Origin of the sequence: Variovorax boronicumulans (genome assembly GCF_030812215.1) — a bacterium.
GTDB classification, from domain to species: Bacteria; Pseudomonadota; Gammaproteobacteria; order Burkholderiales; family Burkholderiaceae_C; genus Variovorax; species Variovorax boronicumulans_C.
Genome location: NZ_JAUSSG010000004.1, coordinates 91,752 through 117,650, shown reverse-complemented (window position 1 = coordinate 117,650; position 25,899 = coordinate 91,752). Strand labels below are relative to the sequence as shown.

The window sequence follows — 25,899 nt, the reverse complement described above, 5'->3', positions numbered from 1 at the left end:
AAACAGGCGCTGCACGGTTTGCGATGCTATATTTGTAAGCTCTTTCTTACATATTTCCCTTGAGCCGCTCTTTCAACCAACAACTCGATCAGCACGGTGCGTGGCGGAGCAATTTCGCCCATCGGCTGCAGTGGCTGTCCCGCTGGCTGACCGAGAACGAGCTGCTCGACCAGGCCGTGGCCGAGCGCCTGCGGAGCCTCGAACTGCAGATCCGCACCAGCAAGGTGATGGTCGCGTTCGTGGCCGAGTTCTCACGCGGCAAGTCGGAGCTGATCAATGCGATCTTCTTTGCCGACTACGGGCGCCGAATCATGCCGGCAAGCGCGGGGCGGACGACGATGTGTCCGACCGAGCTGGGCTACGACCCCGCCATCGCGCCCAAGCTGCGGCTGCTGCCGATCGAAACCCGCCTGGAACCGCATTCGCTGACCCATTGGCGCGAAAAGTCGATCCGCTGGACCGAGATTCCGATCGAGGTCGGCAATGCCGAGCAACTGGCCCAGGCCATGGGCAAGGTCGCCGAAGTCCGCTGGGTGAGCAAGGACGAGGCCCGCGCCCTGGGCTTCTGGAACCCCGAGACACCCGACGACAACCCCGTGCAGGACGCCGAAGGCCGCGTCGAAATTCCACGCTGGCGCCATGCTGTCCTGAACATGCCGCACCCCTTGCTGGAGCAGGGGCTGGTCATTCTCGATACGCCTGGCCTGAACGCGATCGGCGCCGAGCCCGAGCTGACGGTGAGCCTGATCCCGCAGGCGCACGCCGTGGTCTTCATCCTGGGCGCCGAAACCGGCGTGACGCGCTCCGACCTCTCGATCTGGCGCGAACACCTGATCACCGAGGACGAAGGCGGCAACACGCGCTTCGTCGTGCTCAACAAGATCGACACGATGTGGGACTCGCTGAGCACCCACGCGCAGATCGAGATGCAGATCGAGCGCCAGCGCGACAGCGCCGCACGGCTGCTCGAAGTGCCGCTCGCGCAGGTGCTGCCGGTGTCCGCGCAGAAGGGCCTGCAGGCCAAGATCCAGCACGACCCCCGCCTGCTCGAAGCCAGCCGCCTGCCAGCGCTCGAAGCCCTGCTGGGCGAAGGCGTGCTCGGCAAGCGCGAGACCATGCTGCGCCTGGCCGTCGATGCCGGCATGACCGCGCTGCGCACCGAGGCAGAACGCATTTTGAAAGTGCGCCAGCGCGACCTGTCGGAGCAGGCGCTCGAGTTGCAGGGCCTCCGCGGCAAGAACGTCTCGGTGATCCGCCACATGCGCTCGCGCATCGACCAGGAGCACGCCGAGTTCGAGGGCAGCAACACCCGCATCCTGGCGCTGCGCTCGGTGCAGGGCAAGCTGCTGCGCGAGGTGTATGCCGTGCTCGGTCGCACCGCGCTCAAGGCCGACATGGTGCGGTTGTCGGCCGCGCTCAAGCGCCCCGGCATCAAGCTCAACGTGCGCAAGGTGTACGGCGAGACCTTCGATTCGCTGCGCAACAACCTGCGTGAAGTGCAGGCGACGACGGCCGAGATCCAGTCGATGCTGCACGCCACCTTCCGCCAGCTCAATGCCGAGCAGGGTTTCACGCTGCAGGCACCGGCCGAGCCCGATCTCACCGGCTTCGAGCAGGAGCTCAGCCAGATCGAGCGCAGCCACATCCACTACCTGGGCGTGGGCAACCTGCTCAAGCTCGCGCAGGCTGATTTCTGCGACAAGCTGGTTCGCGCGCTGGCCAGCCGCCTGCGTCTGGTCAACGAAGCCGCGATGACCGAGGTCGAGCGCTGGAGCAAGGGCGCGAGCGCGCAGATCGATGCGCAGCTCAAGGAGCGCCGGCGCAATTTCAGCAAGCGCATCGAGGCAATCGAGCGCATCCAGAACGCGGCGGGCAATCTCGACGAACGGCTGCTCGAGCTGGCTGCGCAAGAGACCAATCTGGCCGAGCTGCACGCCCGCCTGCGTGAGTTCACCTCGCTGATCACGCAGCAAGGCAAGCCACAGGCTGCTGTCGCGGCCGCCGTCAGCGAGTTGCGTGCGGCCTGAGCGCTTCGCTTCCGCGGCGGCAGCCGGTTCGCAGCAGATGCCGCCGGATTTCGCCGCGCAGATCGTCAGCTGGCAGCGCAGCCACGGGCGCAGCGAATTGCCTTGGCAGAACACCCGCGATCCGTACCGCGTCTGGCTGTCGGAGGTGATGCTCCAGCAGACGCAGGTCACGACGGTGCTCGGCTACTTCGCGCGCTTTCTCGAACGCTTTCCCGATGTGAAGGCCTTGGCTGCAGGCACCGAGGACGAGGTGTTCGGGCTCTGGAGCGGCCTCGGCTACTACAGCCGCGCGCGCAACATGCACCGCTGCGCGCAGGACGTCGTCGAGCGCTTCGGCGGCGAGTTCCCGCACACCGCGGCCGATCTCGTGACCCTGCCTGGCATCGGCCGCTCGACGGCCGCCGCGATCGCGGCGTTCTGCTTCGGCGAGCGCGTGGCGATCCTCGATGGCAACGTGAAGCGCGTGCTGACGCGCGTGCTCGGTTTCGGCGGCGACATGTCTTCGTCCGCACAGGAGCGCGCGCTGTGGGACCAGGCGACGCAACTCCTTCCGCGCGCCGAGGAGCGCGAGGCGATCGCGAGCTATACGCAGGGGGTGATGGACCTCGGTGCCACCGTCTGCCTGCCGCGCAAGCCCAGCTGCATGATCTGCCCGGTCAACAAGACCTGCGTGGGTCTGCGTGAAGGCTCGCCCGAGCGCTATCCCGTCAAGACCCGCAAGCTCAAGCGCAGCGCGCAGTCGCTCTGGGTATTGCTGGCGCGCGATGCAGAGGGGCGCATCTGGCTGGAAAAGCGGCCGGCGAAGGGCATCTGGGCCGGGCTTCATTGCCTGCCGGTGTTCGACAGCCGCGACGAACTGCTCGCTGTGCTGCCATCGGCTGCACAGCGCGGCGTGCAGGACCTCCCGCCTTTCGTCCACGTTCTGACCCACAAGGACCTGCACCTGCATCCGGTACTGCTGGAAGGCGTGCAACCGCAAGGCGACGTTGCGCGCTGGGTCGAAGCAGAAGAATGGGCCCGGCTGGGGCTGCCCGCGCCGGTGCGCAAGCTGTTGGAGAGCCGCGGCGCGACTCTGGGCTGAGCCTAGCTGGCGTCCAGCTCGCGGTGCCGCTTGAGCGCACCCCAGCGCGCGCCGAAGGTGTGCGCCAGCTGCTCCACAAGAAACACCGAGCGGTGTTGCCCGCCCGTGCAGCCGATGGCCACCGTGACGTAGCTGCGATGGTCGCGTGCCAGCGCGTCGAGCCAGTGCGACAGAAACTGCTCGATGTCGTCGTACATGCGCGCCACGTCTTCATGCTCGCGCAGCCATTCGATCACCGGTGTGTCGCGACCGGTGAGCGCGCGTAGGGCGGGCACGTAGTGCGGATTGGGCAGCATGCGCACGTCGAACACGTAGTCCGCATCCAGCGGCACGCCGCGCTTGAAGGCGAACGACTCGAACACCAGCGTGAGCGCGCTCTGCGGCGCGGAGATCAGCGCCTTGATGTAGCTCTGCAATTGCGCAGGGCGAATGAGGCTGGTGTCGATCACGTCGGCGCCGTCGCGCAGGTCGGCCAGCAGTTCGCGCTCCAGCTCGATGGCCTGCACCAGCACGCGATGCTGCTCGGGCACGTCAGTGCGGCCCTCCTGGAGCGAGAGCGGATGGCGACGGCGGGATTCCGAATAGCGGCGCAGCAGCGCGTCGGTGGTTGCGTCGAGGAAGAGCGATCGCAGCGACACGCCGTTACGGCGCAGCGCTTCGAGCTGCTGCGGAACGATCGGCAGCGACACGCCGCTGCGCACGTCCATCGCGATGGCCACGCGCGTGGCCTGCTGCTCATGCTGCAGCGCGATGAACGCGGTGAGGAGTTCGGGCGGCAGGTTGTCGACGCAGTAGTAGCCGGCGTCTTCCAGTGCATGCAGCGCCACGGACTTGCCCGAGCCCGACATGCCGGTGATGAGCACCAGGTCGAGGTTCATGGTGCCTCCAGCCGTTTCACGGATGTGTAAGCGTCGCCCCCCAAGGGGGCGTTCGCTTGCGTGGGGCGGTCCGGCGCTGCGCTCATGGCGTGGCCGCCGAGGTCTTGTGGCCCAGCATCTCGCGGGCATGCGCGAGCGAGGTCTGCGAGACCTTTTCGCCGCCCAGCATGCGGGCGATTTCGTTGGCGCGGGTGTCGTCGTCGAGGCGAGACACGCCGCTCTCGGTGCGCGGGCCATCCTTGCCGGCGCCCGCCGTCTGGCGCTTGGCCACGACGAGGTGATGGTCGGCGCAGGCGGCCACTTGCGGCAGATGGGTCACGGCCAGCACCTGGCGGTCGCGGCCCAGTTGCTTCATGAGGCGGCCGACGGTCTCGGCGACCGCACCGCCGACGCCGGCGTCGACCTCGTCAAAAATCAGCGTCTGTGCCGCGCCGAGCTGGCTGGTCGTCACGGCGATGGCCAGCGCGATGCGCGAGAGCTCGCCGCCCGAGGCCACCTTGCCGATGGGGCGCGGCGTGCTGCCGGTATGGCCGGCCACGAGGAAGGCAATGTCTTCGAGGCCCGCGCGGCTGGGTTGCGCCAGCGGCTGCAGCTCGACTTCGAAGCGTCCGCCCTGCATGCCGAGGCCCTGCATGGCCTGCGTGACGGCCTGGGCGAGGCGCGGGGCGGCTTGCTTGCGGGCCTTGCCGAGCGCCTTGGCTTCTTTCAGGTAGGCCTGCTGGGCGTTCTGTTCGGCGCGTTCCAGGCTTTCGAGATCGCTTTGCGCATCCAGCGCCTGCAACTCGGCTTGCCAGCCGGCCAGCAGCGCGGGCAACTCGCCCGGCGTGCGCTTGTAGCGGCGCGCGAGCGACATCCAGAGGCCCATGCGTTCGTCCAGCTCGGCCAGACTCTGCGGATCGGCCTCGGCGTCGCGCAGGTAGCCGTGCAGCGTGTGGGCGGCGTCCGAGGCCTGCGCCACGCAGGAGGCCAGCACCTCGCCCAGCGTGCGGAATTCGGGCTCGATGTGCTCGCAGTTCTGCAGCAGCGTGGCCGCGCGCGTGAGGGCGGAGAGGGCACCGTTGTCGTCGTCTTCGAGCGCCTGGCTCGCGCCCTGCGCCGCGTCGATCAGCGCCTGGGCGTTGGAGATGCGCGAGTGGTTGGTCGAAAGCTCTTCCCACTCGTCGGCGCCGGGCGCGAGCTTGGCGACCTCGGAGATCTGCCACTGCAGCCGCTCGCGTTCGCGTTGCAGCGAGTCTTGCGCCGAGCGCGCGTGTTCGAGCGCGGAAAGGGCCTGGCGCCAGCCTTGCCAGGCGGCGTCGAGCGCATCGGTTCGCACGCCGGCGTAGGCGTCGAGCAGGCCGCGCACGGCCTCGGGGCGCGTGAGGCTCTGCCAGGCGTGCTGGCCGTGGATGTCGAGCAGGCGATCGCCGAGTTCGCGCAACTGCGTGGCGGTGGCCGGGCTGCCGTTGATCCAGCCGCGGCTGCGTCCCTGCAGGTCGACAGTGCGACGCAGCAGCAGCGCGTCACCGGCTTCGAAACCGCCTTCGTCGAGCCAGCTGCCCAGGGCCGGATCGGCGTCGAATTCGGCGCTCACGTCCAGGCGCTCGGCGCCTTCGCGCACGGCGCCTGCGTCGGCCCGGTTGCCCAGCGCCAGTTGCAGCGCGTCGATCAATATGGATTTGCCCGCGCCGGTTTCGCCGGTCAACACCGTGAAGCCGCCGGACAGGTCGAGTTCGAGTGATCGCACGATCACGAAGTCGCGCAGTGCGATGCGTCGCAGCGCCATTTCAGGAGCCCCCTTCGTTCCAATGAAGTTTCTTGCGCAGCGTGTCGAAATAGCTCCAGCCCTTCGGGTGCAGGAAGCGCACCCGGAAGTCGGAGCGGCGCACCACCACGCGATCGCCGATCGCGAGCGAGGCCAGTGACTGCATGTCGAAATTGGCGCTGGCGTCGCGCCCGCCGACCAGCTCGATCACGATCTCGTCGGCATCCGGCAACAGCACCGGGCGGTTCGAAAGCGTGTGCGGCGCGATCGGCACCAGCACCCATCCGGGCACGGCCGGATGAAGCAAGGGCCCGCCGGCCGACAGCGCATAGGCGGTCGATCCGGTAGGCGTGGCGATGATCAGGCCGTCGGCGCGCTGGTTGGCCACGAAATGGCGGCCCACCGACACGCGCAGCTCGACCATGCCCGAGGTGGCGCCGCGGTTGACCACCACGTCGTTCATGGCGAGCGCGTCGAACACCGAGACGCCGTCGCGCATGACCTGCGCATGCATCAGGCTGCGGTGGTCTTCCTCGTACTCGCCGGCCAACATCGGAATGAGGGTGGCCTGAAAGTTGTCGAGCGGGATGTCGGTGATGAAGCCAAGCCGGCCGCGGTTGATGCCGATCAGCGGGATGCCGTAGCTGGCGAGTTGCCGGCCGATGCCAAGCATGGTGCCGTCGCCGCCGACCACGAGGCCGAGGTCGCAGCGCTGGCCGATTTCTTCGACCGAAAGGGCTTCGTAGCGCGGATGGGCGGGGGCGTCGGCGTCCACCTCATCGCAGGTCGAACGCTCGACGAAGACCTTGCAACCCTGCGATTCCAGGAAGGTGCCGATGGTCTCCATGACGCCGTCGCGCGCATCCGCCTGCGCTCTGGCGCCGGAAGCCTGGTATTTGCCGATCAGGGCGACGTGACGGAAGCGGGAGGTCATATCTCACAAATTACAACACTAAAATCTTGCAATGCTGGACGACCGTGCCAAGTTGCTGCTCAAGACGCTCGTCGAGCGCTACATCGCCGACGGGCAACCCGTCGGGTCACGCACGTTGTCGCGCTCGTCGGGGCTGGACCTGTCGCCGGCGACCATCCGCAACGTCATGTCCGACCTCGAGGCGCTGGGGCTGATTGCCAGCCCGCACACCTCGGCCGGCCGCATCCCGACGCATCGCGGCTACCGGCTGTTCGTGGACACCATGCTGACCGCCCAGCGCGAGCAGATGAGTACGCCGAGCCTCGCACCCGACCAGCCGCAGAAGGTGATTGCCAACGCGGCGAACATCCTGTCGAACCTCTCGCAGTTCGTCGGCGTCGTGATGGCGCCGCGCCGCGCCTCGGTGTTCAAGCAGATCGAGTTCCTGCGGCTGTCGGAGAACCGGCTGCTCGTGATCATCGTCTCGCCCGATGGCGACGTACAGAACCGGGTGATCTTTCCGGAGGCCGACTATTCGCAGTCGCAACTGGTCGAGGCTTCCAATTACATCAACGCGCACTACGCGGGACTCACGATCGAGCAGGTGCGCGATCGCCTGCAGTCCGAGGTCGAGAAGCTGCGCGGCGAAATTGCTGCGCTCATGCAGGCGGCGGTCCAGGTGAGTTCCGAAGTGCTGACCGAGGCCCAGGAAGACGACGTCGTGATCTCTGGCGAACGCAACCTGCTCGCGGTGACCGACTTCTCCAGCGACATGGGCCAGTTGCGTCGCGCCTTCGAGCTCTTCGAGCAGAAGGCGCAGTTGATGCGCCTGCTCGATGTGTCGAGCAAGGCCGAGGGCGTGCGCATCTTCATCGGCGGTGAAAGCCAGGTGGTGCCGTTCGAGGAGCTCTCCATCGTCAGCGCCAACTATGAGGTCGATGGGCAGGTGGTGGGCACGTTGGGCGTGATCGGGCCGACGCGCATGCCCTACGAGCGCATGATCCAGATCGTCGACATCACGTCGCGGCTGGTCAGCAATGCGCTGAGCCACCGCAAGTAGGCCGCGGCGGCGAATAGAATCGTGGCCCAGTGGGCCGTTAGCTCAGTTGGTTAGAGCAGCGGACTCATAATCCGTTGGTCGATGGTTCAAGCCCATCACGGCCTACCAACACTGCATTTGCAACTTTCGATGATGCAAGTCCAGAAGGTCAAAAAACGCATGCTATAATTGCAAGCTGTGCGGCTGTAGCTCAGTTGGATAGAGTACTTGGCTACGAACCAAGGGGTCGTGGGTTCAATTCCTGCCAGCCGCACCACTCTCTTGATGGCCTAGAAGGTTTACCTTCTAGGCCATTTTCTTTTGGGTGACGTGAACCACAGAAACGCAGCCGATCAAACGGCCGCTACCGTCCTGGCTCTCGGACGCTAAAGTCCCCGTTCAAGTCAAAACGGATCAGGGCGATCATGAATATTCGAACGGCGCGGCGCGCATGCCAACTCCTGTTGCTGCTTTCGGCAGCAGGTTCGGCATTCGCTGGAACCATTGCATGTGTGCCGAGCCCGGTCGGCGCGGCCGGCTCATTCAACTGGATTCGCAGGATTTCGATCGACGATCACTCGCGCACCGTCAACATGGACATCGTGCGCTCCAGGACAAAGGACACGGAGACCATGGGAAAGATGCGCGCCGAACTGGTGAGCATGGACGGCACCTCTTCCGGCGAGCCCATCTATCTCTTCAACGCCATTCCTGCTGCCGGAGACGAGGTCACGAGCCTCTTCAAGCTGTTCAAGTCGGGCGATTGGCAATTGGTGAGGGCAGGGGTGGTTTTCGTCAACAAGATCCCCGCCTTGCGAAGTGTCGAGCCGAGCGTGACGTTCGACTGCAAGCGCTCGGACCTGGGCTGACGCGACACGGGCTTCCCGTACTTCCTATTCAAGAGGTTCTTCGTTGAACAAGGCATTCACCAAGGAAACCGACAACGACGCGGATGACGACGGCGCCGACGGCGCTGTGCCTGCCCTGCCGGCTGGCAGCAAGAACTACATCACGCCATCGGGTTACGCGCGCCTGCGCGATGAATTGCTCCAACTGATGGACGAGGAACGCCCGAAGGTCGTCGAGGCCGTGCACTGGGCCGCCAAGAATGGCGACCGCTCGGAAAATGGCGACTATCTCTACGGCAAGAAGCGCTTGCGCGAGATAGACCGGCGCATTCGTTTTCTCACCAAGCGCCTCGAAATCGCGGAAGTCACCGATCCGTCGGTGCATCACGGCAGTGATCAGGTCTTCTTCGGCGCCACGGTTCGCTATGTCGATGAGACTGGCGACGACGAGCGCACCATCACGATTCTCGGTATCGACGAAGCAGACAGCGCTCAATCGCAAGTCAGCTGGATTTCCCCGATCGCGCGGGCATTGCTCAAATCGCGTGAAGGCGATGTGGTGAAGCTGGTGACGCCGGGCGGGGCGCACGAGGTGGAGATTCTGTCGGTGAGCTATCCGGTGCCGCGCCCGGCGGCGGACTGACGCGTCGCGCAGCCGGTTTTTTTCAGGGCGCCGGAACCGTTCGCGCCGCAGTCAGCACCGATGCGGTCCGCCGGGCGGCGCGCAGCACGGCGTCGAGGTGCGCGCGGTCGCGCACCGCGATCACGAACCGAAGGTCGGTCGAATCCTGCGGTGTCTCATCGGCCATCTCCACATGCGTGATGTCGGCTTCCGCGTCCGCCAGCGTGGCGGCCACGCGCGCCAGCACGCCCTTGTCGTTGCGGACCGTGATCACCACGCCGGTCTCGAAGGCGCGCGTCGGCTCGTCCGCCCATTCGACTGCAAAGAACCGCTCGCTGTCCTTGTGGCGCAGCCGCTGGCCGACACCGCAGTCCTCGGTGTGCACGACCAAGCCTTCGCCATGCCCGAGATACCCGACGATCTGGTCGCCTGGAATGGGTCGGCAGCACAGCGCAAAGCGCACCGACGAGTTTTCACTGCCGTCGAGCGTGACCGCGCCCTGCGACACAGCTTCGTGCGGAATGAAGCGCTCGCGGCTCAACAGCAGGGCGTCGGGCCGTTCGCCCAACTCGGCCAGCAGCGCCATGAGCCGCTTGGCGACGATGCTCGCGATGCGTTTGCCGAGGCCGATATCGGTCAGCAATTCCGAGCGGGTGCGGTTTCCGGTGAAGCGCAGCAGCTTTTCCCACAGAGCCTGGTGTTCCTCGTCCTCTTCAGGCAGCTTGCCTAGACCCTCGGCGCGCAGTGCCTGTGCGAGCAGTTTCTCGCCCAGACCCTCGGATTCGGCATGGGCCAGCGTCTTCAGGTAGTGGCGGATCTTGGAGCGCGCCCGGCCGGTTCGAACGAAGCCGAGCCAAGCGGGATTGGGGGTCGACACGGGTGCCGTGATCACTTCGACCACGTCGCCGTTCTTGAGCTCGGTGCGCAGGGGCACCTGGTCGCCGTTGATGCGCGCGGCCGAGGTGTGGTCGCCGATGTTGCTGTGGATGGCGTAGGCAAAGTCCACCACCGTGGCGCCGCGCGGCAGCGCCATGATCTGGCTCTTGGGCGTGAAGACATAAACCGCGTCGGGGAAGAGGTCGACCTTGACGTGGTCCCAGAACTCGGCGGCGTCGCGCGTCTCGTCCTGGATGTCGAGCAACGACTGCAGCCACTTGGTGCCCAGCCGGTCGTTGCTCGCTCCGTTCGGCTCTGCCGCCTTGTAGAGCCAATGCGCCGCCACGCCGGATTCAGCCACCACGTGCATCGCCTCGGTACGCAGTTGGAACTCGACGCTTACGCCAGCCGGACCCACCAGCGTGGTGTGCAGCGACTGGTAGCCGTTGAGCTTGGCGATCGCGATGTGGTCCTTGAACTTGCCGGGCAGCGGCTTGTACATCTGGTGAAGGATGCCCAGGCCGGTGTAGCAGGCGATGACGTTCGGCACGATCAGGCGGAAGCCGTAGATGTCGGTCACCTGGGCGAAGCTCAGGTGTTTTTCTTCCATCTTGCGGTAGATGGAATAGAGCGTTTTCTCGCGCCCGGCGATCCGTAGCGTCATGCCGGCGGCAGAGAACGCGGTCTCGACTTCTTTCTGCACTTTCTGGATCAGGTCCCTTCGTCGCCCGCGTGCCTTGGCCACCGCCTTGGAGAGCGTGGCGTAACGCCACGGCTTGAGGTGGCGGAACGACAGCTCCTGTAGCTCGCGGTAGGTCTGGTTCAGGCCCAGGCGGTGCGCGATGGGCGCGTAGATCTCAAGGGTTTCGCGCGAGATGCGGGCCCATTTTTCGCGCGGCGCATCGGCCAGCGTGCGCATGTTGTGCGTGCGGTCGGCCAGCTTGACGAGGATGACTCGCACATCGCGCGCCATGGCCAGCAGCATCTTGCGGAAAGACTCGGCCTGGTTTTCTTCGCGTGTATTGAACTGCAGCTTGTCGAGCTTGGTAAGCCCGTCGACCAGTTCCGCCACCGGGGCGCCGAAGCGCTCGATCAGCTCGGGCTTGGTGACGCCGCAGTCTTCGATGGCGTCGTGCAGCAGGGCCGCCATCAGCGCCTGGGCATCGAGCTTCCATTCGGCGCATTGCGCCGCCACGGCGATGGGGTGGGTGATGTACGGCTCGCCGCTGTTGCGCAATTGGCCCAGATGGGCCTCGTCGGCGAAGCGGTAGGCGCGGCGCACCAGCTCGGTGTCTTCGGCGCCCAGGTAGTCGAGGCGCGCCGTCAATGCGGCAAAGCTTGCGGCGGCCGCGTTCAGCGCCGCCGGGCTCGGCTTCGGCGTGCCCGAGGGGGCATGGGACTGATGTTTGGCGACCGCGCTCATGGCTACCACTTTAGCGTGACCGTTCCATGGACGCGTCCAGACATAAAAAAAGCACCGCTTTGCGGTGCCTTTTCGTTGCAGGGCTGCGTCAGATCAGCCCGGCACCTTCTTGAGCATCTCGATGCCGATCTTGCCTTCGGCGATCTCGCGCAGGGCGGTCACGGCGGGCTTGTTCTTGCTCTCGATCTTGGGCGCGTGGCCTTGGCTCAGCATGCGCGCACGGTAGGTGGCGGCCAGGACGAGCTGGAAGCGGTTGGGGATCTGAAGCAGACAGTCTTCGACGGTGATGCGGGCCATGATGAGTATCTTTCGGTCGGTGAGCGGGAGATCAGGGGATGTTCAGCGCGGCAAAGGTGTCGGCACGTGCTCGGCGCTGTGCGGAATACCGGAGCCGTTGAGCGTGGACGATTGCCTTGAGATCAAAAAGTGCCCGCTCAAATAACTCGTTGATTATAACGAAGTCGAATTCCCCGGCCCGGGCCATCTCTTCTGCGGCGTTTTTCAGGCGCAGTTCGATGACCGAAGCGCTGTCTTCACCGCGTCGCTCGAGCCGCGAACGCAGTTCTTCCCAACTGGGCGGCAGGATGAAGATCATCACTGCGTTCGCAAAGGTCTTGCGGATCTGAAGGGCGCCCTGGAAGTCGATTTCGAGGATCACGTCGGCCCCCTGGGCGATCCGCTCCTCGATGGCCTTCTTGGACGTGCCGTACCGGTGACCGTGCACATGGGCCCACTCCACGAAACCGTCGGCGGCAATCAGGGCGTCGAATTCGGGAGGCGAGGCGAAAAAGTACTCGCGACCGTGCTTTTCCTGCCCGCGCGGCGGCCGCGTGGTGTGCGACACCGATGGCTGAACCGCCGAGTCGAGCTCCATGAGCGCCTTGACCAAGCTCGATTTGCCGGCCCCGCTGGGCGCGGCGACCACGAAGATGTTGCCGGGGTAGTCCATTCTTTCGTTCGTCGTCGTCATTCGATGTTCTGGACCTGTTCGCGCATCTGCTCGATCAGGACCTTCATGTCCACGCCGATGCGCGTGAGTTCCAGGGCTGCCGACTTGGAGCCCAGGGTATTGGCCTCGCGGTGCAGTTCCTGGATCAGGAAGTCCAGGCGCTTGCCGATCTCGCCGCCCTTCTTGAGCAGCCGCTCGATCTCGTCGAGGTGCGAGTTGAGCCGGGTGAGCTCTTCCGCCACGTCGATGCGGATGGCGAAGGCAGTGGCCTCGGTCAGCGCACGATCCTGGGCGGCTTCAGGCAGCGTGCCGCCGGTGCCAGCAGTCAGGCCCATGGCTTCCTGCCAGCGCTCCAGGAAGCGGTTGCGCTGCTGCTCGACCAACTGGGGTACCAGCGGGCCGGCCTGTTGAACCAGGGCGCGCAGTTGGTTGAGGTGCGCCTCGAGCATCTTGGCGAGCCGGGCGCCTTCACGCTGGCGGGCCGACATCAGCGCCTCGAGCGCCTTGCCGGCCACGTCGAGCAGGTCGGGGCCCCAGTCGCCGCGGGTGGCACCGTCGCCGCCGGCGAGGCGGAGCACGTCGGCCACGCTCAGTTCGCGCGCCCCGGGGAGCCAGGCCTTGATGCCGTCCTGCACCCCGTTGAGCCGCTGGAGCAGCTTGACGGACGGCTCGACGACGCCCGCCTGGGCAGTGTTCTCGATGGCCGCGCGTACCTCGACCTTGCCGCGCTTGAGCTTGCCTGTGAGCAGCTCGCGCAGCGCCGTCTCATGCTGGCGCAACTCCTCCGGCAACTTGAAGGTAAGGTCGAGGAAGCGGCTGTTGACCGAGCGGATTTCTACCCCGAGCCGGCCTGCGGCGGAAGGCCGTGCATCGGCTTCGGAGTGGCTGCCTGCGGACCCGTTCTGGCCGCTGGCGTAGCCGGTCATGCTGTAAACTGGCATTGCGCCTCACTGTGGTTTTGCTTGCATGCACCGAGGCGTCGGTACAGCGTTCGCTTGCCGCACCATCGCCTTCGGGCGAAACTCCCGGATTATGTCAAAGGTCAAGCCTTCGCCCCTGTTGCCCGATACGGTCATTGGCGGTTACCGCGTTGTTCGCCGGCTTTCCGCAGGTGGTTTTGGCGTTGTCTACCTCGCCATCGACCCCAGCGGACAGCAGGTGGCCATCAAGGAATACCTGCCTTCCTCGCTGGCCACCCGCGGGCCCGGCGAGCTGCATCCGCAGGTGCCGCCCGAGAAACTGTCCCTCTATCGGCTGGGGCTCAAGAGCTTCTTCGAAGAAGGCCGCTCCCTTGCGCAGATCTCGCACGCTTCGGTCGTCAGCGTGCTCAATTTCTTCCGCGAGAACGAGACCGTCTACATGGTCATGAACTACCTGGAGGGCGCGACCCTGCAGGACTTCGTGGTCACCGCACGCGACCTGAAGCGCCAGAAGGTGTTCCGCGAGTCGACCATCCGCTCGCTCTTCGACGAGATCCTGCGCGGCCTGCGCATCGTGCACCAGTACAAGATGCTGCACCTGGACATCAAGCCGGCCAACATCTTCGTCACCGACGACGACCGTGCCGTGCTGATCGATTTCGGCGCCGCGCGCGAAGTGCTCAGCAAGGAAGGCATCTTCATCCGCCCCATGTACACGCCGGGCTTCGCCGCCCCCGAGATGTACCGGCGCGATTCGTCGATGGGCCCCTGGACCGACATCTACGCCATCGGCGCCTGCATCTACGCCTGCATGCAGGGCTACCCGCCCAACGATGCACCGAAGCGCATCGAGAAAGACCGCCTGAGCCTGTCGCTGTCGCGCCTTCGCGGCGTGTATTCGGACAACCTCATCGAGGTGGTCGAATGGTGCATGTCGCTCGATCCGCTCTCCCGCCCCCAGTCGGTCTTTGCGCTGCAGAAGGAGTTGAGCCGCGAAGGCGAGCGCCGCTATACCAAGCTCACCGTCGGCGAGAAGGTGCGGCTGTCGATCGACAACATCCGCTCCTTCGACAAGAAGAGTCTGCCCCGGGCTGCGGCCCCCACCACGCGCCCCGCATGACGCCATGAAATTCTCTGTCTTCCAGGTCAGCCGCAAAGGCGGGCGTCTCAAGAACGAAGACCGCATGGGCTATTGCTACACGCGGGAGTCGGGGCTGTTCGTGCTGGCCGACGGCATGGGCGGCCACCCCGAAGGCGAAGTGGCGGCCCAGTTGGCGTTGCAGACCATTGCCGCGCTCTACCAGCGCGAGGCGCGGCCGACCGTGAAAGACGTGAAGGGTTTTCTCGCCGAATCGGCGATGGCCGCGCACCAGCAGATCATGCGGTACGCGAGCCAAAAGGCGATGCTCGACACGCCCCGCACCACCGTCGTCGCGGCCGTGCTGCAAGGTACGGCCGCCACCTGGATGCACTGCGGCGACTCGCGCCTGTACGTCGTGCGCGACGGCCGCCTCCTGACCCGCACGCGCGACCACTCGCACGCCGAGCGCCCGAAGCCCCACGGCTCGGACATGCCGGTCAACCGCAATCTGCTGCTGACCTGCCTCGGCTCCCCGACCACGCCGCTGTTCGACATCTCGCCGCCGCTGCAACTGCAGCGCGGCGACCGCATCATGCTGTGCTCCGACGGCGTGTGGGGCGTGCTCGACGATGCGCTCATCGTCCACACGCTCTCCTCCGGCAAGCCGGTGTCCGACGCGGCTCCCGACCTCGCCGAGATGGCGCTGCGCAAGGGCGGTGCCCACAGCGACAACGTGACGCTCATCGCGCTCGAGTGGGAGATGTCCGAGACGCCCGGTGAAGACCGTGGCATTTCCACCGAGACCATCGACGACGGCGTGTTCGCCTCGACCATCCAGGCCGGCATGCCCTCGGACGGCGAGATCGAGGACATGGACGAGGATGCCATCGAGCGCTCCATCGCCGAGATCAACGAAGCCATTCGCCGCTCCGCTGCACGCAAGACCTGAGCGCGCGGTTCCCTTTTTCTTTTTCGAGTTTCAACAATGACTGCTTTCACCCGAAGCGGCGGCCGTGCCGCCGACCAGCTGCGCCCCGTTCGCATGACCCGCGGCTTCACCATCCACGCCGAGGGCTCGGTGCTGATCGAGTTCGGCCAGACCCGCGTGCTCTGCACCGCCTCGGTCGAAGAGCGCGTGCCCCCGCACAAGAAAGGCAGTGGCGAAGGCTGGGTGACGGCCGAATACGGCATGCTGCCGCGCGCCACCCACACCCGAAGCAGCCGCGAAGCCGCCAAGGGCAAGCAGACCGGCCGCACGCAGGAAATCCAGCGCCTCATCGGCCGCTCGATGCGCGCCGTGTTCGACCTGGCCGCTCTCGGCGAGCGCACCATCCACCTCGACTGCGACGTGCTGCAGGCCGACGGCGGCACACGCACCGCGGCCATCACCGGCGCCTTCGTCGCCGCGCAGGATGCAGTCAACAAGCTGCTGGCTGCCGGCACGCTGAAGGCTTCGCCGATCAAGGGCCACGTGGCCGCCATCTCGGTGGGCATCGTCGGCGGCACGCCGCTGCTGGACCTCGAATACACCGAAGACTCGAGCTGCGACACCGACATGAACGTCGTCATGACCGGCGCTGGCCATTTTGTCGAAGTGCAGGGTACGGCCGAAGGCGTGGCATTCACGCGCGAAGAAATGAACCTCCTGCTCGGCTTGGCCGAGAAGGGCATCGGTGAACTCGTGACCCTGCAGAAGCAGGCCTTGGTCTCGAACCCCTCGAATTGAAATCCTCCCAGCGACTGACGTCCGCCGGCCGGGCGCCACAGCCACTTTTGATCGATCCATGAAACTGGTCCTGGCCTCCAACAACGCAGGCAAGCTCGCCGAACTCCAGCAACTGTTCGCGGAGTTGTCCGTCACCCTGGTGCCGCAGTCGGCGCTGGGCGTGGGCGAGGCTGAAGAACCCTTCCGCACCTTCGTCGAGAACGCGCTCGCCAAGGCGCGCCACGCGAGCGCAGCCACCGGCCTTGCGGCCATCGCCGACGACGCGGGCCTGTGCGTCGATGCCTTCGGCGGCTTGCCGGGCGTCGACACCGCGTACTACGCCACGAAGTTCGGCTACGCCAAGGGCGATGCCAATAACGTCAAGGCGCTGCTCGAACAGCTCGACGGCGTGGTCAACCGCCGCGCCGCGCTCGTCAGCACGCTGGTCGCGCTGCGCAGCCACGACGACCCCGAGCCACTCATTGCCGTCGGCCGCGTGGTCGGCGAGATTGCGCCCGCACCGATCGGCGACAACGGCTTCGGCTTCGATCCGGTGATGTACCTGCCCGCCTTCGGCAAGACCTTTGCGCAGCTCCCGCCCGAGGTCAAGAACGCCAACAGCCACCGCGGCCGAGCGGCGCAGGCGATGCTCGCGTTGATGCGCGAGCGCTGGCTGTAGGCCGCACATGGCCACTGTCTTCCCGATCCAGCCGGCGCAGCCCACGGGCCAGGCCAACGCTGTGCAGGCCAACGACGTGCTGCACTGGATGCGGCCCGGTCCGCTGCAGCTCTCGGCGCTGCCACCGCTGTCGCTCTACATCCATCTGCCGTGGTGCCTGCGCAAGTGCCCGTACTGCGACTTCAACTCGCATGAGTGGCGTGCCACGAGCGCAGCCGATGCGGATGGCATTCCCGAGGCGACGTACATCGATGCGCTCGTGGCCGACCTCGATGCCGCGCTGCCACTCATCTGGGGCCGCACCGTCCACACCATCTTCATCGGCGGCGGCACGCCCAGCCTCTTCTCTCCGCAGGCCATCGACCGTTTGCTCGGCGACGTGCGCGCGCGGCTGAAGCTCGCGCCCGATTGCGAGATCACGCTCGAGGCGAACCCCGGTACCTTCGAGCGCAACCGCTTCCGCGCGTACCGCTCGGCGGGCGTCACGCGCCTGTCGGTGGGCGTGCAGAGCTTCAACGACGAGCACCTCACCGCGCTTGGCCGCGTGCATGATCGCGCACAAGCCATCGCTGCAGTGGAGGAGGCCGCGAGTGCCTTCGATACCTTCAACCTCGACCTGATGTACGCGCTCCCTGGCCAGACGCTCGAGCACCTCGAGGCCGACCTGTCGCAGGCGCTGGCGCTTGCGCCGCCGCACATCTCGGTCTACCACCTCACTATCGAGCCCAACACCTGGTTCGCGAAGTTTCCGCCGACGCTCCCCGAAGACGACATTGCTTACGCGATGCTCGACCGCATCACCGAGCGGACCGGCGAGCACGGCATGTCGCGCTACGAGGTGTCGGCCTATGCGCGCGAGGGGCACCAGTGCGCGCACAACCTCAATTACTGGCAGTTCGGCGACTACCTGGGCATTGGTGCTGGTGCGCACAGCAAGCTGAGCTTCGCGCACCGCATCGTGCGGCAGGTGCGCTATCGCGAGCCGCGGCTGTACATGCAGAACGCGCGTGCGGGCGTGGCCGTGTCGCAAAGCGACGAGGTGTCGCTGGCCGATTTGCCATTCGAGTTCATGCTCAATGCGCTGCGATTGAAGGCGGGGTTCACGCTGCCGCAATTCAGTGAGCGCACTGGGCTTGCGATGACATCGATCCAGCGCGGGCTTGAAGAGGCCGAGCGCAAGGGGCTCGTAGCGCGCGATTTGTTCCGGGTATGGCCGACCGAGCGCGGCCTGGACTTTTTGAGCGATCTGCAGACGCTGTTCCTGCCGGATGGGAATTGAGGCGTTGCCGTCGGCATAAAATCCACGGTTCCGGAGAGTTGGGTGAGTGGTTTAAACCAGCAGTCTTGAAAACTGCCGACGTGAAAGCGTCCGTGAGTTCGAATCTCACACTCTCCGCCGCCAATCCAGTATCCATGCGGGTTTGCAGGTTGCAGATCCGTTTTCCCTCCTTTCTTGTTGCGCTTACTTGGGCTGCTTTGGCCCACTTTATATAAGCACGGCCTGCGTAGCCGGCTTGGGGGTTGTAGGCTTGGCGCGTTGCCCCGGGGCCAGCCGGCCTCGGCCGAGTGGGGCTGGCACCTTCCCTGCAAGCAAGGCGTTGACCCCCTCCAGCACCACGCCGCGCCAGTAGCGCGCCTCGGGCGGCGCATTGGCGTCGATGCGGTCGATACCGCTCACCTTCACGTAGCAGCGCGGGTTGGCCAGCAGGCGCGGGAGCGCCTGAAAGTCGGAATGGTTCGGCCCTCGCGTTGCGTCCGCGCGGCCCATGCGGTCGATCACCACAGGCACCGGGCTGCGCTGGAGGAGGCCACTCAGTTCGGGCACCAGTTCGCATTCGAAATGCACCTGCAAGTGCATGCCCACCGCGGCCAGCCGCGGCGTGAGAGCCATCACGGTGTCGATGTTCGGGCCGTGGGAGAGGTGCTGCATGAAATTGAAGCGCACGCCGCGAAAGCCCAGCTGCGCCCGGGCCTTCTCGAAGTCACGACTCCAGGCCTTTGCCGCGGCGAAATTGATCCTGATGCCCACAACCAGCGCGAGCGCGCTGACGAGGAAAAGAACGGGCGAGAGTCTGAACAGGTAAATCGCGCATTCCGCCGTGACCGCGAAGGCCGAGGCATGGCCGGCGAACTCCGCCGTGAAATCGCTGACGGGGGTCGATATCCTCGTTGAGGATCGCCTGCAGCCGGTAGCTCTTCATGCGCTCGACCGCGGCGATCGGCGCGCCCAGGATTCGCAGGGAACGTCCTTGCGAAGGGCGGCGACCACACGCTGGCCGGTGACGCTGTTGAGGATGCCTGCCACCGTGTGCCCCCCGACGGCGAACACGGCCAGGACGGCGAGCCCGGCTATCGCGGAAGTGGATATGGCCATCAAGCGTCTGTGTGGACTCGAGCACGCGCAATCAATACCACCCGGACCTGGCTGGGCCGTTCCCAGTACGGCGGCGACCCGTACTTCAAGGGCCGCATGCAGGACTTCCGCATCTACAGCGGCGCGCAGGACGCGGCCTTCATCGCGAACCTCGCCCGCTGAGTTCCATCGGGCAGCGGCGCTGCTCCGACAACCCTGAACCCAAACCGGCGTGCGCATTTGAACAGTCGCATCGACGGGTTGCGTTTCTCAAGTGGCAGTCCGTCTCCGAATCCACGCTCCAGGTATCGCGCTTGTCGGTCTCAAGTGCGATGTTTCATGACCGCAAAAATCCCGTGCGCGCTGGGGTTCTGGCTCCCGAAGATGGACGCTCCCAAGGTCGGGACGGTCTTTTCTTGGAAAAGGGCGGGTGATGGAACTAGGAGGCTGCTTCTCTTCATCTCAAGACCCCCGCCCCTTCCCCCTGCGAGTGCGTCGTGCGCAACTCTCGGAGCCGAGCCTCTAGTCTCTCAAGTTCTGAAGAAACACCGCCGCGATCATGGCGGCCGCTCGAGCGTCTTCGATGATGTCCTCCAACCGCAATCGAGACCCGTTTTCCCGGCGAAGATCGATCGTATATCGCAGAACGAGATCTCGATCGGTCCTGAAAGACGGGCTACCTTCCAATAACCAGCGATTCACTTCTGGGCGGGATGCGAGACGGAACAATGCACTTACCGGGTAGGCCGCGCGATATTCTTCGCCTGTCTGAAAGTGCAGGTTGAATCGACAAGAGACCGCATCGTGATCTGACGAGCGTGACAACCAAGCGGCTTCATACTCGTTCGATACACCAATTGACCGGCCTTGCCGTCCCGAGCTGCTTATCTGCATGGAAGTGATCTAGATGTGCTTTGGCGCAATGGAAACTAAATGCATAAAAACCGACTATAAATTTCTGAGGCGACATCTGGGTCGAGCACTTCGTTGTTTCTTACCGCACTTGTGATGCGGGACACACATCCGAGTGGGTTGCTGCGATGCATCTCGGAAAAATTGTCGAATGGACGAGATGATTTTTTGGAGTTCGACTGCCGATAGTTCGGAGTTGCGCGTCCAACCACAGGCCATTTCTTGATGTCGATTCTTCGGGTAGCAGTTGCGATCTGACGTATCGCAAGTTGCATGAAGACCTGATCCTCTCGCATTGAACAGCTTCGACGTCGACGCCTTATCTTAGGAATCGTCAGCCAGCGACGAGCGAGGTACGCTTCTGGCATCCGTTCGCAGGTATACAGCACGATCGTCTTTCCACAGCAAACCGCGCAGCTCCAGGCTGCGCATGGTCTTATTGACGATTTCGCGGGAAAGCGCTGCATACGAAGCGATCACTTCCTGCGAGATCCGTTTGTCGTAGCCTCCTTTGCGAACCGGTGCCAAAGAGGTGAGTTCATGAAGAACGCAGGTGATCAGCGGCTCCGACGAAAGTGACGATATGCGATGCAAGTGGACGCGAAGGTTTGCGATGCGGTTCATGATGAGTGCGAGAAATTCGAACGCCACCGAGGGATGCCTTCTGCAAATTGCCCAGATGTCTTCCGCCAAGATGAAATAGACCGAAGCGGGCAAGGCTGCGACAAGGGCGGCTCTTGCATGGAGCGCCGTGTCGCTCACCTCGAGGTTCAGGCAGAAATCTCCTTCGCGAATAAAGTCGGTTGTGACTCCGTCGTCGACCACCACGCGCAGCAGGCCGGTAGCCACTAGGCATATTTGGCCGCTCCGCTCACCCTTTGCGTACAAAGTCTCGCCACGCCGATATGTCCTGAGCTCACTGCGACTGACCAGGAATTCGCGCTCGGCCACCGGGAGGCGTTTGAGGAGGTTGTGCAAATACATGAGCGTTAGCAAAAATCAAGATCAACACGGTCCGCACGGCACATGGGATGGCCGTGGTTTCCAAGGGGCAGCTTGAGTGGAGCCGGGGATGCGGCATCTGCACGCATTGCTTGTGGGTTGATTGCCTGCGGCGCCATGGGCGTCGGGCGTCGGGCGGCGGCGAAGGCATCGGCTCGCCCCGTGGCACCCAGCCCAAAGCGGTACTGCCCGCCAGCAGGCACGCGCTGCGAAGAAGGTAAGGCGGGATGTCATCGGGTAGCTCCTTGGCAATGGATGCCAAAAGACATCTCACGCAACGTGCCAGCAGATGAATCCTTTGAAATCAACGACTTGCGCGCGCCGATGGCGCGCCGCTGGATGATCCCGGGACGGTGGGCGTCTGGTTTGCGGACACTTGCGGCGTGCGAACAGGCTTTTGTCGAGCCCGTAGTGGCCGTTCAGGTGCTGCGGCCGCTCATCACACGATGCGAAATCTCATGCTGATCGCACCGAGTTGTGAGCTGGGACACATTCATGAATCAAAAGTGAATGCGAAAGCCTACTGAAATCCGTAGTATCAATTTGTGTATCAGTTGCCTACGGAGTTCGCAAGTGAGGGGCCTCAAAGCTAGCTTTATCGACAACAAAGGGTGCAGGGCCTCACTCCGAGAAATTTCCACAGAACTGCTGTACCTGCCAGCTTGAAGGGCAACGCCATGGCGCTCTTCTGAATTCGGATCTCGTGCAGACGGAATCCTCCGTCGATTGCGCATGTGCCTTCCTTGCGCAATTTCTGCCGCCAACCGTTGTGTGGGGCCAAGGCAGGTGCGTACGTCCGCGTCTGATCAAGTCACGAACTCCGTTCACCCAAATTGGTAGGCGGAGAACCATTAGATGAAGCACGCGTTTTTCGGCTCTGGAAAATTCGTCCATTGAGGATCCAATGCCCGCTCTCTCGCAGATCACCGATATGCCCCTTCGGTCGTGCATGCCCACCGTGCCAGCTCAGGTGCCAAAGAACTGCTCGTTACGGAAAGTCCCGCAGTCTCCACCCCATGCGCCCATCCGGAGAGCTTGTGCCTTCGTCCTTATCGAAAATCTTCCGCAACTCGCTGAAGCCTATGACCTGGACTTCGCGAGGAGCGTGAGTCATGAGATCAGGCAGCGACTTTGTGCTCGTTTCTTGACATCGGTCAAAGCTGATCTGGCGTCTCTGCGCGATGACTGCTTTTTGCTGTGGGGAAATGATTTCTTTATGAAGGACGATTGCTCCGCTTCGGAGCAATCCGCCAGTGAGCAACTCGAATCGCTGCTCTTGGCGCTTGGAAATAAGCCCATATCCGCCAGAGGGATCACGGCGTTGGCGCGATTGCATGTGAACTGGATCGATGTGCAAGCGCCGGATCAAATGGGCGATTCGGAGATAGAGCTCACGCTATGGACCGCCCAGCCCTTTCCCGATTTACATGAAGAGCCCACCGATGGGTGGCGACAGCACTATCGTGCCGACATGGAAGTGGCAGTACGTCTGAGTGAAGCACTCCAAGCCGAGCATCTCGCTTTCGCATGGCGACCAGTCGTCAACGCCTACGCTTCGGCATCGATGCTTTACTGGGAAGCACGCCCGGACGTATTGCTGCACTCAGGTCAGCAGACATCGCTCACTCCGGAGGTGTTCCTGCCATGCTTGCAGCGTCTCGGTCTGACTCGCGCTTTCGACAGGCTGGTGGTACGACAGGTCATCGACGCATTGCGACATCAGCCCTTGGTGCAGCTCGGGGTAAGTCTCTTTGCCCAAAGCGCGCGGATTGATCACTGGTGGGCGTCCGCTCTGTCAACTTTGAAGTCCTCTCCCGAACTGGCGTCCCGCCTGACAGTGGAGATATCCGATTCGATGGAGTTCTCGAGTCTGCAGTCGGTCCGAGATTTTTGCGCCAGGCTCCGGTCGTTTGGCTGCCGGATTGCCATCAAGGACTTCGGTGCTGGGCGCGGCAACCTTGCGGCAGCCCAAGCCTGTCGCCCTGACATCATCAAACTCGAGGCATCGTTTCTTCGGCGGGCACGGGAAAGTGAATTGGGCGGAGAGTGTCTTCGTGACATGCTGACGCTCTGCGGTCACTTGGCAGCGTACGTCGTCGCTGACGGGGTCGAACGCGAAGATGACTTGGGCGTCGCACTCGATGCCGGGGTGCAATGGGTTCAGGGCAATCACTTGCGCGATATCAAAGAACCCTCAAGACCTGCATTACCAACGAGTTCAATCCATCGGAGCCTTGCATGACCGCATTGCTGGAGCTTCATCTGAGTTTGGTTCGGCTGATTGCAGAATCCAGCAATCTGCAGCGAACGTTCGATGAGGTTCCGAGCACCAGCGGGGTAGCGCCGGGCGCCAAACACACGAACGATTTGAGGACCAAGGCGCAGTGTTTCTTGCCCAGAGTGGCGATCCGCACTTCTGCACCCGTTTCCGTACCCAAGGCGCCGTATCGCGCTGAAGCGCGATGCATCCTCCGGTCGCCACTCGATCAAGACACGTCTCTTCACCTGACGAGGGTTCGTGTTCAAGTGTCTTCACGAGCGCCCGGAATCTCGTAGGACGAACGGCGGCTTAGCCATCCGCGATTGCTCGTCCGGATGGCCTGCGGCATTTCAAAACAAGGCTATGGATGAAACACGTCGTGCGCGCTACGAGGCCGATCATCGGCCGGAACGTCGAAAGGAAGGGGCTTCGGCTATTCCGGGTTTCGGGAAAGAGGTCAAGGACGATCTGTATTTCGAACTGCAATAGACGAGCAGACGGAGGTTTCGTTGCGGCAAGCGTCGTCACAAGGACTCCAACTCGCAACCGTATGGCTGCGGCACATTGGCCGGAATGAAGTGTCAGTCGATTCAGGGCTGGCTTGACCGCACAGAGCGCCGCGGCGGTGTTCTATTTGATGCGCCGCAAACGCTCGAGGATGAGTCGGAACAGGTGACCGCGCGATCCAGAAGTCGGGCCGTGCGAACCTTCAGTCATGTATCTGCACCCGCTACTTAGCAGTTTAAGCACGGCAGACCGAACGGCATTGATCCAGCGCAGTGAGTTTCGGTCTTACCGGCGCAACGATCTGGTGATCGAGTCCGACGAATGGACGGATCGCATGTACTGCGTAACCGGCGGGTTGCTGCGGGTCGTGGCACGCGGTAGTGCGGGCAACACTGACGTCACGACCGACTTCATCCGACGGGGAGACATCTTTCACGGACCTTTGCTCAACGAAAACCGCTACCAAGCTGCGTCTACGCTCATCGCTGCTCTGCCTTCGTCTGTGTACCTTGTCCCCGTAGCAGCGGTGCGCGAGCTTTGCGCGAAGCACCCCGAAATGGCGCTTGGCCTGGTCGATCTCACGCTACGGCGCACGGGCCTGCTACGCAGGCAACTGCGACGCATCTCTTCGCTGTCCGCCGAGGCGTTGGTTGGCCGTGTGCTTCATGAGCTGACTCAGCTTGCACCCGTCGGTTCAGGCGGGTACGACAAGCGCATCACGCAGGCGGTGATCGCCTCCTATTCCGGTCTCTCACGTGAAGTGGTCAATAAAACCATGCGCGATATGGAAAGTCGGGGCCTCGTTCGGCGGGACGGGGAGGGCATTCATGTGCCTCCGGATTTTGGCTCGACAGACGTTGGCAACTTGCTGCCTGCGGAGAGCAAGCTGCCAAGAGACGATTACCAGCAGCGAGTGCCATCGCCTCGCCCGGATTCCTGTGGATCAGGCAGCTGAGATGCCTCTTTCGTACCGCGAGGACTTCATGCGTGATTGCACACCTCAATGAATCGATTGCTGATGAATAGTGATGCTCGTCACTTTCGATGCGCAATATTCCGCCTAAGCGCGAACAGAGGAAAGCAAAATAATCGGCCAGAGATTGCACGCATGCGCTGTCATTAGGTAGATCGGCGTCGGATTAACTCATCTCATCTGACCGATTCCAACAAACAACTGTTCTTCATGATCCACCTGTTTTTTCGTTGCCGGTGCGATGCCAGGAAGCTGTCGCGCATCCATCGAAGGATGTGGATGCGCCTGCTGCCCGGAATGCGCTTTTATCTTTGCGCCAATTGCCGGAGACCACAGCTTCTTTCCAGGCGTCTCGTCGACAACGCACGTGTGATGCGGGCCGGCGCAAGCGCGCCTCGAGGGGATTGATATGGGTGCCTCGGAGGTCGATGCGATGGCGGTAGGCCGTGGCTTTTCAGAACGCCTGGGCAAGCTCGTCGCAGCCAAAGGTCGAGGATGCAAGGCTGAATTGGCACGTCATTGCAGCGTCACCCGACCTGCAATTACGCACTGGCTTTCAGGTCGGAACAAGGGCATCGAATCGACTTGCCTATTTGCCATCGCGGACTACTTCGAGGTCGATGCCCGCTGGCTCGCGGTGGGCACAGGCGCCGAATGGCCCGTTCCTCTGATGGACCGGAAAGTGCACCCTACTATCGGCGAGGTGTTGTCCAAGATCGAGGAAGTAACTTCTCGGTGCAGAAAGATGACGCCTGAGGAGCGTGTCGGAATCTATGTGTGGTTGACCGGGGGAAGCGACGCCGCGAGTGCACCGATTCATGCCCCGCGAGCTTGGACATGGGACTGACAAGGCAAGGCGCTACGCCGTGGGGGGCCACGGCGTCCTCGGGAACACCTTTTATCGGCGCCCAGGATTGCGAGCAACTCGTGTGACCAGTGTCACTCCGCACGGACTCCGTTGCGCAACACGCCGATTGCGTCGACCTCCACTTCGACGATGTCTCCCGTCTTCATCCAAACGGGAGGCGTACGCTTCGCGCCCACGCCGCCGGGCGTTCCGGTGACGATCACGTCGCCCGCGGCCAGCGGCATGAATGCCGAGATGCG

Annotated in this window: 24 protein-coding genes, 3 tRNA genes and 1 pseudogene; 17 read left to right on the top strand and 11 right to left on the bottom strand. The window is 63.8% G+C overall.

What is annotated here, in order from left to right:
• The first annotated feature begins 59 nt into the window (after positions 1-59).
• Positions 60-2,027 (top strand): dynamin family protein, encoded by a 1,968-nt coding sequence (locus J2W23_RS12460; RefSeq protein ID WP_307648954.1) that lies wholly within the window; start codon positions 60-62, stop codon positions 2,025-2,027.
• 37 nt (positions 2,028-2,064) lie between these two features.
• Positions 2,065-3,108 carry an A/G-specific adenine glycosylase gene (mutY, locus tag J2W23_RS12455; protein WP_307648953.1) on the top strand — a complete coding sequence of 348 codons (1,044 nt, stop codon included), beginning with the start codon at positions 2,065-2,067 and terminating at the stop codon, positions 3,106-3,108.
• A 2-nt stretch (positions 3,109-3,110) separates the two neighbouring features.
• Here mutY and rapZ read toward each other — a convergent pair whose 3' ends face one another.
• The 3 genes from rapZ to J2W23_RS12440 form a co-directional block, all read right to left on the bottom strand.
• Positions 3,111-3,986, bottom strand: coding sequence for an RNase adapter RapZ (gene rapZ / locus J2W23_RS12450; RefSeq protein ID WP_307648952.1), 876 nt, complete (start codon positions 3,984-3,986; stop codon positions 3,111-3,113).
• 82 nt (positions 3,987-4,068) lie between these two features.
• Positions 4,069-5,751: a DNA repair protein RecN gene (gene recN, locus J2W23_RS12445; RefSeq protein WP_176659261.1), complete on the bottom strand. Its 1,683-nt coding sequence runs from the start codon at positions 5,749-5,751 to the stop codon at positions 4,069-4,071.
• Position 5,752: 1 nt separating this feature from the next.
• Positions 5,753-6,664 carry an NAD kinase gene (locus tag J2W23_RS12440; protein ID WP_176659262.1) on the bottom strand — a complete coding sequence of 304 codons (912 nt, stop codon included), beginning with the start codon at positions 6,662-6,664 and terminating at the stop codon, positions 5,753-5,755.
• A gap of 31 nt (positions 6,665-6,695) precedes the next feature.
• On the opposite strand from J2W23_RS12440, the gene hrcA reads away from it, so the two are divergent.
• The 5 genes from hrcA to greB all read left to right on the top strand — a co-directional run bounded on the left by hrcA (position 6,696) and on the right by greB (position 9,173).
• Complete coding sequence (gene hrcA, locus J2W23_RS12435; protein WP_013543356.1) at positions 6,696-7,703, top strand: heat-inducible transcriptional repressor HrcA; 1,008 nt, start codon at positions 6,696-6,698, stop codon at positions 7,701-7,703.
• Between the two features lie 31 nt (positions 7,704-7,734).
• Positions 7,735-7,811: transfer RNA gene (locus tag J2W23_RS12430), tRNA-Ile, on the top strand.
• Positions 7,812-7,882: 71 nt separating this feature from the next.
• Positions 7,883-7,959: transfer RNA gene (locus J2W23_RS12425), tRNA-Arg, on the top strand.
• A 187-nt stretch (positions 7,960-8,146) separates the two neighbouring features.
• The gene (locus J2W23_RS12420) at positions 8,147-8,551 is read left to right on the top strand and encodes a hypothetical protein (RefSeq protein ID WP_307648951.1); all 405 of its coding nucleotides are present in this window, start codon (positions 8,147-8,149) and stop codon (positions 8,549-8,551) included.
• A 43-nt stretch (positions 8,552-8,594) separates the two neighbouring features.
• Complete coding sequence (gene greB, locus J2W23_RS12415) at positions 8,595-9,173, top strand: transcription elongation factor GreB (protein WP_307648950.1); 579 nt, start codon at positions 8,595-8,597, stop codon at positions 9,171-9,173.
• Positions 9,174-9,195: 22 nt separating this feature from the next.
• Here greB and J2W23_RS12410 read toward each other — a convergent pair whose 3' ends face one another.
• From J2W23_RS12410 to J2W23_RS12395, 4 genes are all read right to left on the bottom strand, one after another.
• Positions 9,196-11,451, bottom strand: a complete 2,256-nt coding sequence (locus J2W23_RS12410) for a RelA/SpoT family protein (RefSeq protein WP_176659265.1) — start codon at positions 11,449-11,451, stop codon at positions 9,196-9,198.
• Positions 11,452-11,544: 93 nt separating this feature from the next.
• A complete protein-coding gene (gene rpoZ / locus J2W23_RS12405) occupies positions 11,545-11,748 on the bottom strand; it encodes a DNA-directed RNA polymerase subunit omega (protein WP_021009011.1) in 204 nt (67 codons plus the stop codon).
• A 31-nt stretch (positions 11,749-11,779) separates the two neighbouring features.
• Entirely contained in the window at positions 11,780-12,400 is a 621-nt protein-coding gene (gmk, locus tag J2W23_RS12400; protein ID WP_013543329.1) for a guanylate kinase, read from the bottom strand.
• 17 nt (positions 12,401-12,417) lie between these two features.
• Positions 12,418-13,341, bottom strand: a complete 924-nt coding sequence (locus tag J2W23_RS12395) for a YicC/YloC family endoribonuclease (RefSeq protein ID WP_176659266.1) — start codon at positions 13,339-13,341, stop codon at positions 12,418-12,420.
• 91 nt (positions 13,342-13,432) lie between these two features.
• Between J2W23_RS12395 and J2W23_RS12390 the strand changes: the two genes are divergently transcribed.
• The 6 genes from J2W23_RS12390 to J2W23_RS12365 all read left to right on the top strand — a co-directional run bounded on the left by J2W23_RS12390 (position 13,433) and on the right by J2W23_RS12365 (position 18,181).
• A complete protein-coding gene (locus J2W23_RS12390; protein ID WP_176659267.1) occupies positions 13,433-14,440 on the top strand; it encodes a serine/threonine protein kinase in 1,008 nt (335 codons plus the stop codon).
• A gap of 4 nt (positions 14,441-14,444) precedes the next feature.
• Positions 14,445-15,350, top strand: coding sequence for a PP2C family protein-serine/threonine phosphatase (locus tag J2W23_RS12385; protein ID WP_176659268.1), 906 nt, complete (start codon positions 14,445-14,447; stop codon positions 15,348-15,350).
• A 36-nt stretch (positions 15,351-15,386) separates the two neighbouring features.
• Positions 15,387-16,127 carry a ribonuclease PH gene (gene rph / locus J2W23_RS12380; protein WP_176659269.1) on the top strand — a complete coding sequence of 247 codons (741 nt, stop codon included), beginning with the start codon at positions 15,387-15,389 and terminating at the stop codon, positions 16,125-16,127.
• Positions 16,128-16,185: 58 nt separating this feature from the next.
• On the top strand, positions 16,186-16,785 hold the full coding sequence (locus tag J2W23_RS12375) for a non-canonical purine NTP pyrophosphatase (RefSeq protein ID WP_176659270.1): 600 nt from the start codon (positions 16,186-16,188) through the stop codon (positions 16,783-16,785).
• A gap of 7 nt (positions 16,786-16,792) precedes the next feature.
• Positions 16,793-18,064: a radical SAM family heme chaperone HemW gene (hemW, locus tag J2W23_RS12370; RefSeq protein ID WP_307648949.1), complete on the top strand. Its 1,272-nt coding sequence runs from the start codon at positions 16,793-16,795 to the stop codon at positions 18,062-18,064.
• 32 nt (positions 18,065-18,096) lie between these two features.
• A tRNA-Ser gene (locus J2W23_RS12365) sits at positions 18,097-18,181 on the top strand.
• Positions 18,182-18,271: 90 nt separating this feature from the next.
• On the opposite strand, the gene J2W23_RS12360 is transcribed toward J2W23_RS12365, so the two are convergent.
• A complete protein-coding gene (locus J2W23_RS12360; RefSeq protein ID WP_307648948.1) occupies positions 18,272-18,814 on the bottom strand; it encodes an amidohydrolase family protein in 543 nt (180 codons plus the stop codon).
• A 354-nt stretch (positions 18,815-19,168) separates the two neighbouring features.
• Here J2W23_RS12360 and J2W23_RS12355 point away from each other — a divergent pair, with 354 nt between their 5' ends.
• Positions 19,169-19,321 (top strand): hypothetical protein, encoded by a 153-nt coding sequence (locus tag J2W23_RS12355; protein ID WP_307648947.1) that lies wholly within the window; start codon positions 19,169-19,171, stop codon positions 19,319-19,321.
• A gap of 339 nt (positions 19,322-19,660) precedes the next feature.
• On the opposite strand, the gene J2W23_RS12350 is transcribed toward J2W23_RS12355, so the two are convergent.
• Positions 19,661-20,032: a hypothetical protein gene (locus J2W23_RS12350; protein WP_307648946.1), complete on the bottom strand. Its 372-nt coding sequence runs from the start codon at positions 20,030-20,032 to the stop codon at positions 19,661-19,663.
• Positions 20,033-20,374: 342 nt separating this feature from the next.
• A complete protein-coding gene (locus J2W23_RS12345) occupies positions 20,375-21,034 on the bottom strand; it encodes a Crp/Fnr family transcriptional regulator (RefSeq protein WP_307648945.1) in 660 nt (219 codons plus the stop codon).
• Between the two features lie 1,162 nt (positions 21,035-22,196).
• Here J2W23_RS12345 and J2W23_RS12340 point away from each other — a divergent pair.
• The 3 genes from J2W23_RS12340 to J2W23_RS12330 all read left to right on the top strand — a co-directional run bounded on the left by J2W23_RS12340 (position 22,197) and on the right by J2W23_RS12330 (position 25,639).
• Complete coding sequence (locus J2W23_RS12340) at positions 22,197-23,294, top strand: EAL domain-containing protein (RefSeq protein WP_307648944.1); 1,098 nt, start codon at positions 22,197-22,199, stop codon at positions 23,292-23,294.
• Between the two features lie 733 nt (positions 23,295-24,027).
• Entirely contained in the window at positions 24,028-24,774 is a 747-nt protein-coding gene (locus J2W23_RS12335; protein WP_176659274.1) for a Crp/Fnr family transcriptional regulator, read from the top strand.
• A 427-nt stretch (positions 24,775-25,201) separates the two neighbouring features.
• Complete coding sequence (locus tag J2W23_RS12330; RefSeq protein ID WP_307648943.1) at positions 25,202-25,639, top strand: helix-turn-helix domain-containing protein; 438 nt, start codon at positions 25,202-25,204, stop codon at positions 25,637-25,639.
• 92 nt (positions 25,640-25,731) lie between these two features.
• Here J2W23_RS12330 and J2W23_RS12325 read toward each other — a convergent pair.
• Positions 25,732-25,893, bottom strand: a pseudogene (locus J2W23_RS12325) (fumarylacetoacetate hydrolase family protein); the annotation flags it as partial.
• Positions 25,894-25,899: the final 6 nt, after the last annotated feature.